The organism is Kribbella sp. NPDC031520, assembly GCF_055580825.1.
Genome location: NZ_JBVIKS010000002.1, coordinates 851596 through 861939, shown reverse-complemented (window position 1 = coordinate 861939; position 10344 = coordinate 851596). Strand labels below are relative to the sequence as shown.

Here is a 10344-nt window from a genome sequence, read left to right as displayed (position 1 = left end):
TGGGTGGGCGTATGCCCCTTCGGAAGCACCGGGTCCTGATCACGAACGACGACGGTTATCGTGCTCCGGGGATCCGGGCGCTGGCGCCGGCGATCGCGGCACTCGGGTACGACGTACTCGTGGTCGCGCCGCTGGTCGACGAGAGCGGGGTCGGTTCGGCCCGGGCCAGGATGATCGGCCGCCCGATCCGGACCGTGTCCGACGAGGAGAACGGGATCACGTTCACCGGGATCGAGGGGACGCCGGCGCTCGCGGTCACAATGGCCGTCGCCGGCGTGTTCGGGCCGCCGCCGGACCTGGTGCTGTCCGGGATCAACCGCGGCCTGAACATCGGCGTGACGATCTTCCACTCGGGCACCGTCGCCGCGGCGCTGACAGCGGCCGGGATGGGCGTGTCGGCGGTTGCGGTCAGTATCGACTCCGACGACCCGGCGCACTGGCCGACCGCGGCCACGGTCGCGGGCGCGGCCCTCGGCTGGATCGAGGACGAGCCGGCCAGTACTGCGCTCACGATCAATGTGCCGGACCGCCCGCTGGATCAGCTGGCCGGCGTCCGGCACGCCTCGCTGTCCGTACCGCGGCGGACCGTCCTGGTCGGTGCGAAGGCCTCGACCGGTGAGCCGATGATCACCCTCCAGCGCACCGATGCCACCCCGGTCGCCGGCACCGACGAGGCCCTCCTGCGCGAAGGTTTCGTCACGGTGACCCCGATCACCGGCATCCGCGAGGTCCGCGACGACGCCGCCGCAACCGCGGTCGCCAAGCGCCTTACGAAGTAGTGCGCGGACCCCAGGCACTCACCAACTGCAGGCGGCTCGGCCGGTTCACGCCCAGGCGTCGCCCCGAGCCCCGGGTCTGACGCGGTTGGTGAGTGGTGCAGGTCCGGCCGGGCGATGTGAGCCTGGTCGCGGGCGGGCGGGGCCGGGTGTGCCATGATCGGCGCGACGGTTGTGGAGGAACACCGGTGCGAATCCGGGGCGGTCCCGCCACTGTGACCAAGGCTGCGGCTTTGGGAGCCAGGACATCCGCGCCCGTCCGCCGGCCCGCTGTCAGGTGGGCAGGCGTACCAGTGCCGTAGCGGGCGTGGACACCCGCTCGACGAAAGGGCGACCCCGATGCGGGCTGCAATGCCGAACTCCTTCCCCTTCACCGCGGTCGTCGGGATGGACGAGCTCCAGCTCGCGCTCGTCCTGGCCGCGATCTCGCCGGCGATCGGCGGGGTGCTGATCCGCGGCGAGAAGGGTACGGCGAAGTCGACCGCCGTCCGCGCACTCACCGAGATCCTGCCGCCGGTTGACGTCGTAGCCGGCTGCCGCTTCTCGTGCGACCCGGACCGCCCGGACCCAACCTGCCCGGACGGCCCGCACACGGACGAGTCTGTGGCCGCGCCGACCGCGCCGACCGCGCCGACCGCGCCGACCGCGCCGACCGCGCCGACCGCGCCGACCGCGCCGACCGCGCCGACCGCGCCGACCGCGCCGGGCGTGGAGGGTGCGGCGAGCGTCGAGGGCGCGGCGGGCGTGGCCGGCGCGCTGGTGGCCGGTGGGCGGGTGGTTCGGCCGGCGCGGTTGGTGGAGTTGCCGGTGGGGGCGACCGAGGACCGGGTGCTCGGGTCGCTGCACCTGGAGAAGGCGCTCGCGGAAGGCGTCACGGCGTACGAGCCTGGGCTCCTCGCGGCCGCGCACCGGGGACTGCTGTACGTCGACGAAGTGAACCTGCTGCACGACCACCTGGTCGACGTACTGCTCGACGCCGCCGCGATGGGACGTGCGACCGTCGAACGGGACGGGGTGTCGGTCACGCATCCGGCGCGATTCGTCCTCGTCGGCACGATGAACCCCGAGGAAGGCGAACTCCGTCCGCAACTCCTCGACCGCTTCGGGCTGACCGTCGACGTGGTCGCCAGCCGCGACCCCGCAGTCCGGGTCGAGGTGATGCGCGCGCGGCTCGCGTACGAGGCGGATCCGGACGGATTTGTGGCGCGGTACGACGGACCGCAGCGCGAGCTCGCCGAACGCATTGTGAAGGCCCGCGACCTGCTCGCCGAGGTGATCCTGACCGACGCCGCACTGCGGCAGATCGCGGAGATCTGCGCCTCCTTCGACGTCGACGGAATGCGCGCCGACCTGGTCACCGCGCGAACCGCGATCGCCCACGCCGCCTGGTCCGGGCGGACGGTCGTCGAGGTGGAGGACGTACGAGCAGCCGCCAAGCTGGCCCTCCCACACCGCCGCCGCCGCAACCCCTTCGACGCCCCCGGCCTCGACCAGGACCAGCTGGAGCAGGCCATCAACAACAGCACCCCACCCGAGGACCCCGACGACGACCCGAACGGTCCGGGCGGCCCGGGTGGTGCCGGCGGCCCAGCGGCCGACGACCAGCTGCCGGGCGCCGGCGCAGCCGACGCGGCTGGTGCGGCTGGTGCGGCCGACGGAGGCACGGCGGATGCCGGGACCGCCGGGCCGGAGGGAACCAGCCGCGGGCGCGACAGCCGCGAGCACGACCGCGACGGCCGCGAGGTGGAGGGTGCGGCTCCGAGTGGTGAGGTGGTTGGGAGTTCGGCGCCGTACAAGGCTCGGCTTCTGAGCGTGCAGGCCGCCGGTGCGGGGGTTGCCGGTCGTAGGTCGCGGGCGTTGACCGAGGTCGGGCGGGTGGTGGGGGAGCGGGCCCGGGTCGGCCGTGAGGCCGGGCGGCCGCATGTACTGGGGACGGTGCGGAGCGCGGCGCCGTACCAGAAGGCCCGTGGACGCAGCGGGCCCGGACTGGTGGTGCGGGCGGGCGACGTGCGGCTCGCGGTGCGGGAAGGGCGGGAGGGGAACCTCGTACTGTTCTGCGTCGACGCGTCCGGTTCGATGGGGACGAAGAAGCGGATGACCGAGGTGAAGACCGCTATCGTCTCGCTGCTGCTCGACGCGTACCAGCGCCGCGACACCGTCGGCCTGGTCACGTTCGCCGGCCCCGCCGCGACGGTCGCGCTCCCGCCGACGGGCAGCGTCGAGACCGCCGTACGACGGCTCGAATCCCTCCCGACCGGCGGCCGTACCCCGCTCGCCGAAGGGCTCCTGCAGGCGGCCGACGTACTGCGGATCGCCGCGATCCGCGACCCGCGCCGGCGTCCACTGCTCGTCCTCGTCACCGATGGGCGTGCGACGTACGGCGACAACGCGTTCGGCCGTGCCCGTCAAGCAGCGGGCTGGCTCGCCCAGCGCGGGATCGCGACCGTCGTCGTCGACTGTGAACCGCGCCGCGGGATCCGGCTCGGCCTCGCCGCGGAGTTGGCGGCCGACCTCGGCGCGGAGTACCTCGACCTCGGAGACGTTGCCGCAGGCAACCTGATTCGTACGGTGACCGATCGGAAGGTGGCCTGATGCCGCAGGGACAACCGGTCGCCGTACCGGACGACGGACTGACCACCCGCCAGCGGCGCAACCGGCCGCTGCTGATGGTGCACACCGGCGAGATGAAGGGGAAGTCGACGGCCGCCTTCGGGATGGCGTTGCGGGCGTGGAACCAGGGGTGGAACCTCGGGGTCTTCCAGTTCGTGAAGAGCGCGAAGTGGAAGGTCGGCGAGGAGAGCGCCTTCAAGGCCCTCGGTGAACTGCACGCGTCGACCGGTCAGGGCGGCCCGGTCGAATGGCACAAGATGGGCGAGGGCTGGAGCTGGTCCCGCAAGTCCGGCACCGAGGAGGACCACGCCGCCGACGCCCTCGAGGGCTGGCGCGAGATCCAGCGCCGGCTGGCCGCGCAGACGCACGACCTGTACGTGCTCGACGAGTTCACGTATCCGATGAAGTGGGGCTGGATCGACGTCGACGAGGTCGTGTCGACGCTGGTGTCGCGACCGGGGCACCAGTACGTCGTGATCACCGGCCGCGACGCGCACCCGAAACTTCTCGAGGCCGCCGACCTCGCCACCGAGATGACCAAACTCAAGCACCCGATGGACACCGGCCAGAAGGGCCAGAAGGGTATCGAGTGGTGATCCCGCGCGTGGTGGTCGCCGCTCCGTCGTCCGGCGCCGGGAAGACGACGGTCGCCGTAGGTCTGATGGCGGCGCTCGGTCAGGCGGGTCACCGAGTCGCGGGCTTCAAGGTCGGCCCCGACTACATCGACCCCGGCTTCCACGCCGTCGCCACCGGCCGCCCGGGCCGCAACCTGGACCCGATGCTCTCCGGCGAGGACCTCGTCGCCCCGCTCTTCGCCTACGGCTCCGCCGATGCCGACCTGGCCGTGGTCGAAGGAGTGATGGGCCTGTACGACGGCGCCCTGGGAACGGACGGTTTCGCCTCCACCGCCCACGTGGCCAAGCTCCTCAAGGCCCCCGTCATCCTGATCGTCGACGCCTCCGCCGCCGGTCGGAGCGTCGGCGCGGTGGTCCAGGGTTTCGTTGCCTACGACACCGAAGTACGAATAGTCGGGGTCATCCTGAACAAGATCGGATCGGCCCGGCACGAAACCGAAGTACGAGCCGGAATCGCGCCGACCGGCGTACCGGTCCTGGGAGCCCTCCACCGAAACCCTCGCCTGACAGTCCCCAGCCGCCACCTGGGCCTGATCCCCGCGAACGAACAACGCACCCAGGCCGAGGATGCGGTCGCCGCCGCAGCAGAACTGGTCCGGCAGGGCGTGGACCTCGAAGCGGTGGTGACTGCAGCCAAGTCCACGGCACCCGTCACCGCAACCCCCTGGGACCCAGGCATCGAGACCGCCCCATGGCTCCGGACCGCCGGGTCCACCACGTCGACGGGCAACGCAGGGCCGGGGGAGCGGCCGGTGGTTGCTGTTGCCGGGGGCCCGGTGTTTTCGTTCCGCTACGCGGAGACGGTCGAGTTGCTGACTGCCGCAGGGGCTGAGGTCGTGACCTTCGATCCGCTGACCGAGAAGTTGCCAGCGGCAACTGCGGCGTTGTATCTGGGTGGCGGGTTCCCGGAGTTGCATGCCGAGGGGTTGTCGGCGAATGCCGAGCTGCGGAAGCAGGTGGCAGAGGCAGTAGCAGATGGGCTTCCGGTGATCGCAGAGTGCGCGGGGCTGTTGTACTTGTGCCGCGAGCTGGACGGTCACCCGATGGCCGGCGTACTCCCCGCCAGCGCGCGGATGACCGGTCGACTCACGCTCGGCTACCGTACGGCGGTTGCGGCCACCACGACGGCGTTCTTCGACGAGGGGCGGCGGGTTCGCGGGCATGAGTTCCACCGGACCACGGTCGACTTCGACGCCGGCGTGCAGCCGGCTTGGCATCTGCCCGGCGGTGTCGAGGGCGTCACGCTCCCGCACGTCCACGCGTCGTATCTGCATCTGCACTGGACGGCCACTCCTGATGTCCCGGCCCGGTTCGTCGCGGCCGCCCGGGAGTACGCGAGATGAAGCTCGTCCTCGGGATCGGGCTCCGAGCCGGTACGTCGTACGCCGAGCTGGAAAGTGCGGTCGCTGACCTGCCTGGTGAGGTTCGGCTGATCGCGACTCTCGCGGGTCGTGAAACCGAGCCTGCCCTGAAACAACTCGCCGACCACCTCGGAGTCGAAGTGCGCACGTTCTCGAAGGAAGAGTTGGCCAAGCAGCCGGTCCCGAGCCCGAGCGAACAGGTCTACGAACTCAAGGGCACTCCGAGCGTTGCCGAAGCAGCAGTACTAGCAGCAGGCGCCGAGCTCGTGGTGCCGAAGTGCAAGACCCACAACACCACCGTCGCCGTCGGACGCTTGCCGGCAAACGGCTACGAAGCTGACGAGCGGGCGACCGTGCATCGGGTGATTGCCGAACGCCGGGACGTGCGGCGCGGGTTTCTGCAGCTGCCGATCGACGACGAGAAGCTGACCCGCGTGCTGGAAGCGGCACATCGGGCGCCCAGCGTCGGACTCAGTCAGCCGTGGGACTTTCTGCTGATCCGGGACCTGGCGACGCGACGCAAGGTGCACGACCTGGCGACCCGCCAGCGGGACGTTTTCGCGGACTCGCTGCCCGACGAACGACGGCAGGCGTTCGACGGACTGAAGATCGAGGCGATCCTCGACGCCCCGTTGAACATCGCCGTGACCTGCGACGCCGGACGCGGCGGCCGCCACGTACTGGGCCGCCACGCGGACCCACGGACGACCTGGTTCTCCGCCGCGATCGCCCTCCAGAACCTCTGGCTCGCGGCCCGCGCCGAAGGACTCGGCGTCGGCTGGGTCTCGTTCTTCGGCCCGGACGAGGTCGCCGACGTACTCGGCCTCCCGCCCCACATCGAGCTGATCGGCTACCTCTGCGTCGGGTACGTCGACCACTTCGCCCCGGCGCCCGAGCTCGTCCGATCCGGCTGGGCCAAGCGCCGCCCGCTCTCCTGGGCGATCCACGAGGAGGAATGGGGCCGCCGTACCACCTCGATCGTCGACGACGCACACGCAGCAGCACAGAACGCGGTACCGGCAACAGGCCAGCGCATCCGGGTGATCGTCGGCGGCGACGCGACCCACCTCGAGACCGCCGAAGCCCTCGTCGTGGATCTCCACGAGGACAAGCCGGCCCACGACTTCGGCGTCCTCTGGCGCCCCGCGCGGACTGTCGAGGAGGCGGAGGAGTACGGCGTGGAGATCGCCCGCGACCTCGCCCTCCAAGGTGTGGGCCACCTCGAGGTACAGCTCGCAACCGACCTGCCCGCTGCGAAGGCCCTGGCGGAAGGGCTGAAAGCCGGTGCGTCGGCCTGTGGTCTGACACACTCCTGCGCATGAGCGAGCCGATTTATGTACCCGCGTTCTCGATGAAGCAGCGGATCACGATGATGGCGAACAAGTACGAGCTGATCGCCACCAACCCGGACGGGAGTGACGGGCAGCTGCTGGCGTTCGCGCAGCAGAAGCGGATGGCGTTCAAGGAGCAGGTGACGTTCTACACCGACGACACCAAGTCCCAGCCGGTGTTCTCGTTCAAGGCCAGGAAGACGATCGACCTCGGGTCGGGCTACGACGTGTTCGACGCGAACGGCCAGTCGATCGGCTGGTTCAAGAAGGAGTTCGGCAAGAGCCTGCTCCGATCCAGCTGGCAGCTCAGCGCGCCGGGCGTCGACGCGGACGGCACCGAGCGGAACCCGACGATCGCGATCCTCCGTCGGGTCTGGGAGTTCGTCCCGTTCGTCGGCGAGATCCCGCTGCCGTTCATCTTCCACTTCGACTTCACCGCCCGGGACACCCAGCAGCCGGTGCTGTCGGTGGAGCGGAAGATGTCGATCCGGGACAGGTACCGGATCACCGTGCAGGACCAGCGCCTGGACTTCCGGGTGGCCGCCGCGATGACCGTTGCGCTGGACGCCCTGCAGTCCCGCTGAGGCGTTCCTGAGTCCGGCGTACGACCCAGGTAGTACGCCGGTCTCACTCTTTCGGGTGAACCTACCCCGAGGACCCTTGGTTCCGTCACCGGCCGGTGCGAGGCTGTATCCATGGGTGTAGCGCAGCGGAGTAAACGGTGGATGGTTCCGGTCGCGGCAGTCGCGGTGGTGGCAGGCGTGGGGACGCTCGGCCCGGTGGTCGCGGACGCCTCGCCGAAGCTGCCGACGATCAGCGCGCAGGACCTGCTCGCGAAGGTGCAGACGGCGAAGGTCGACGGCCTCAGCGGCACGGTCAGCTCGAGCGCGGACCTCGGCCTGCCGGCCATCCCGGGCATCACCGGTGGTGACAACCAGCTCACCGAGTTCCTCAGCGGTCAGCACACCGCGCGGGTCGCGTTCGCGACGCCGGACAAGGCGCGGGTGTCGGTGCTCGACAACCAGGCCGAGCGGGTCTGGACCACGGACGGTACGTCGGCCTGGGCGTACGACTCGTCCCGGCGCGAGGCCACCAAGCTGACGCTGCCGGCTCACAACAACAGCAAGCCCGACAAGGCCGAGCCGAAGTCGTACGACCCGGAGGCCGTCGCGAAGCAGTTCCTCGACGCGATCGACCCGACCACCAAGGTCCAGGTCAGCGGGACCGAGAAGGTCGCCGGCCGGGACGCGTACAAGCTCCGCCTGGTGCCGAAGACCGACAAGACCACCGTCGGATCGGTGACGCTGGCGATCGACTCCAAGACGTGGGTGCCGCTGGACGTGACCGTGATGCCGCGGTCCGGTAGCAAGCCGGCCGTCGAGGTGGGGTTCACCTCGGTGTCGTTCGACGTACCGTCCGCGAGCACCTTTGCCTTCACCCCGCCGAAGGGTGTGAAGGTCACCGACCAGAAGGTCCCGCCGAACGCCGGCGAGAAGCAGTTCCCGAAGCCGGTCGCCCCGAACGGCACCCTGCCGCGCAAGCCCGGTGCGCCGGGAGCCGAGAAGCCGACCGTGATCGGTCAGGGCTGGGACAGCGTCGTGATGATCAAGGGCGCAGGTGCTCAGGTCAACGGCCTCACCGGCAACGGCCCGCTCGCACAGCTGCTCGCGAAGGCACCGACCGTGCAGGGCTCGTGGGGCACGGGCAAGGTGCTGACCAGCAAGATGGTGAGCGCGCTGATCACCGACGACGGCCGGGTGTTCGCCGGCCTGGTCACCCCGGACACCCTGCAGGCCGCGGCCGCGAAGGCACCGCGCTGAGTACCGAACTGGCAGGCGCGCCGGTCGTCACCCACGGACTGACCAAACGGTTCCACAGCGGGCAGGTCGCGGTGGACGCGGTCGACCTGGAGGTGCCGGCCGGCAGCGTGTTCGGCTTCCTCGGCCCGAACGGGTCGGGGAAGACCACCACGATCCGGATGCTGCTCGGCCTGATCGCGCCGACGTCCGGCGAGGTCCAGCTGCTCGGTGAACCGATGCCGAAGGCGCACCTGCGGGTGCTGCCGCGAGTCGGCGCACTGGTCGAGGGGCCGGCGTTCTACCCGTTCTGGACCGGCCAGGCGAACCTGCTGCGCTTCGACGCCGCGGACCGTACGGCGGACCCGAAGACCCGCAAGGCGCGCGCCGGGGAGGCGCTGGAGCGGGTCGGTCTGTCGAACGCCGCCGGCAAGAAGGTGCGCGCGTACTCGCTCGGCATGCGCCAGCGGCTCGCGATCGCGGTCGCGCTGATGCAGCGCCGCGAACTGCTCGTGCTGGACGAGCCGACCAACGGCCTGGACCCGCAGGGCACCCGCGAGGTGCGGCACCTGATCCGCGACCTGGCCCGCGACGGTACGACGGTGTTCACGTCGACCCACCTGCTGGCCGAGGTCGAGCAGGTCTGCACCCACGCCGCGGTGATGAGCCGCGGGAAGCTGCTCCGGCAGTCCACGGTCGCCGACCTCCGCTCGGAGCTCCGGCCACGCCTTGTCGTCCGTACGCCGGACCTCACCCAGGCGGCCGACACGCTGCAGGGGCTCGGCGTCACGGACCTGAAGACGACCGAGGAAACCGTCGAGGGCGATCCCGGCGAGCTCCCGATCGAGAAGTTCGCGGCCGCGCTGGTCGCCGCCGACGTCCGCATCCACGGCTTCGGCCTGGAGCGCCCCAGCCTGGAGGACGCGTTCGTGGCACTCACGGGGGAGGGCTTCGATGTCGCCGAGTGAGACCGCGGCCGCCGAGCCGGCTGCCGCGGCAGCCGCTGTTCAGCGGCCGAGCGCCGGCCGGCACACCCTCGCGCTGTTCCTGTCCGAGCTGCGGCTCGTGTTCGGCCGCGCCCGCACGCAGGTCGGCCTCGGCGTGCTCGCGGCCGTACCGCTGCTGATCGGCGTCGCGATCAAGATCGCCGACAACAACGGCGGCACCGACGGGTTCCTCGGGCAGATCGCCGGCAACGGCCTGTTCCTGATCGTCGGCAGTCTCGGCCTGTCGATGCCGTTCTTCCTGCCGACCGCGGTCACCGTGATCTCGGGGGAGTCGCTGGCCGGCGAGGCCAGCCTCGGTACGCTGCGCAACCTGCTCGTCGCACCGGCCGGACGGTCCCGGCTGCTCGCCGCGAAGATGGTCGCGCTGATCGTGTTCTGTTTCGCCGCGACGATGACGATCTGGATCTCCGGCTTCATCGTCGGATTCGTCCTGTTCCCGGTCGGCGACGTGCTGCTGCTGTCCGGCTCGACCGTCTCGCTCGGCGAGGGCCTGCTGCGGGCGCTCGGGATCGCGGTGCTGATCTCGCTGTCGCTGCTCGGACTGGCCGCGATCGGCCTGTTCGTGTCGTCGCTGACGTCGACGCCGCTGGCCGCGATGGCGGCGACGTTCGGCACCTTCGTCATCCTCGGCATCCTGACCGCGATCCCGCAGCTGCACGCGATCCACCCGTGGCTGCTGGTGTTCCGCTGGCAGTCGTTCGCCGACCTGCTCCGAGATCCGCCGTACTACCACGAGATCGCCCGCAACCTGCTGCTCCAGGCGGGCTACGTCGTGGTCTTCTACACGGCCGCGTGGGCACGGATCACGAGCCGCGACATAACCTAGTC

General features: G+C 70.7%; 9 protein-coding genes and 1 riboswitch. All 9 genes read left to right on the top strand.

Annotated elements, in window-relative coordinates; all coding sequences use genetic code 11:
• Positions 1 to 11: 11 nt before the first annotated feature.
• The 9 genes from surE (at position 12) to ACZ5BU_RS12790 (ending at position 10342) form a co-directional block, all read left to right on the top strand.
• Positions 12 to 779 carry a 5'/3'-nucleotidase SurE gene (gene surE / locus ACZ5BU_RS12830; RefSeq protein ID WP_465698325.1) on the top strand — a complete coding sequence of 256 codons (768 nt, stop codon included), beginning with the start codon at positions 12 to 14 and terminating at the stop codon, positions 777 to 779.
• A 152-nt stretch (positions 780 to 931) separates the two neighbouring features.
• Positions 932 to 1047, top strand: a riboswitch (cobalamin riboswitch).
• 68 nt (positions 1048 to 1115) lie between these two features.
• Positions 1116 to 3368 carry a magnesium chelatase subunit D family protein gene (locus tag ACZ5BU_RS12825; RefSeq protein ID WP_465698323.1) on the top strand — a complete coding sequence of 751 codons (2253 nt, stop codon included), beginning with the start codon at positions 1116 to 1118 and terminating at the stop codon, positions 3366 to 3368.
• Positions 3368 to 3982, top strand: coding sequence for a cob(I)yrinic acid a,c-diamide adenosyltransferase (cobO, locus tag ACZ5BU_RS12820; protein WP_465698321.1), 615 nt, complete (start codon positions 3368 to 3370; stop codon positions 3980 to 3982). The genes ACZ5BU_RS12825 and cobO overlap by 1 nt, the downstream gene beginning before the upstream one ends.
• Positions 3976 to 5364, top strand: coding sequence for a cobyrinate a,c-diamide synthase (locus ACZ5BU_RS12815; protein WP_465698319.1), 1389 nt, complete (start codon positions 3976 to 3978; stop codon positions 5362 to 5364). Before cobO ends, ACZ5BU_RS12815 begins: the two co-directional genes overlap by 7 nt.
• On the top strand, positions 5361 to 6704 hold the full coding sequence (gene bluB / locus ACZ5BU_RS12810; protein ID WP_465698317.1) for a 5,6-dimethylbenzimidazole synthase: 1344 nt from the start codon (positions 5361 to 5363) through the stop codon (positions 6702 to 6704). The genes ACZ5BU_RS12815 and bluB overlap by 4 nt, the downstream gene beginning before the upstream one ends.
• Positions 6701 to 7297, top strand: a complete 597-nt coding sequence (locus tag ACZ5BU_RS12805; RefSeq protein ID WP_465698315.1) for an LURP-one-related family protein — start codon at positions 6701 to 6703, stop codon at positions 7295 to 7297. Before bluB ends, ACZ5BU_RS12805 begins: the two co-directional genes overlap by 4 nt.
• 111 nt (positions 7298 to 7408) lie before the next feature.
• A complete protein-coding gene (locus tag ACZ5BU_RS12800) occupies positions 7409 to 8533 on the top strand; it encodes a LolA family protein (RefSeq protein WP_465698313.1) in 1125 nt (374 codons plus the stop codon).
• A gap of 71 nt (positions 8534 to 8604) precedes the next feature.
• Positions 8605 to 9477 (top strand): ABC transporter ATP-binding protein, encoded by an 873-nt coding sequence (locus ACZ5BU_RS12795; RefSeq protein ID WP_465698311.1) that lies wholly within the window; start codon positions 8605 to 8607, stop codon positions 9475 to 9477.
• The gene (locus ACZ5BU_RS12790; protein ID WP_465698308.1) at positions 9464 to 10342 is read left to right on the top strand and encodes an ABC transporter permease; all 879 of its coding nucleotides are present in this window, start codon (positions 9464 to 9466) and stop codon (positions 10340 to 10342) included. Before ACZ5BU_RS12795 ends, ACZ5BU_RS12790 begins: the two co-directional genes overlap by 14 nt.
• Positions 10343 to 10344: the final 2 nt, after the last annotated feature.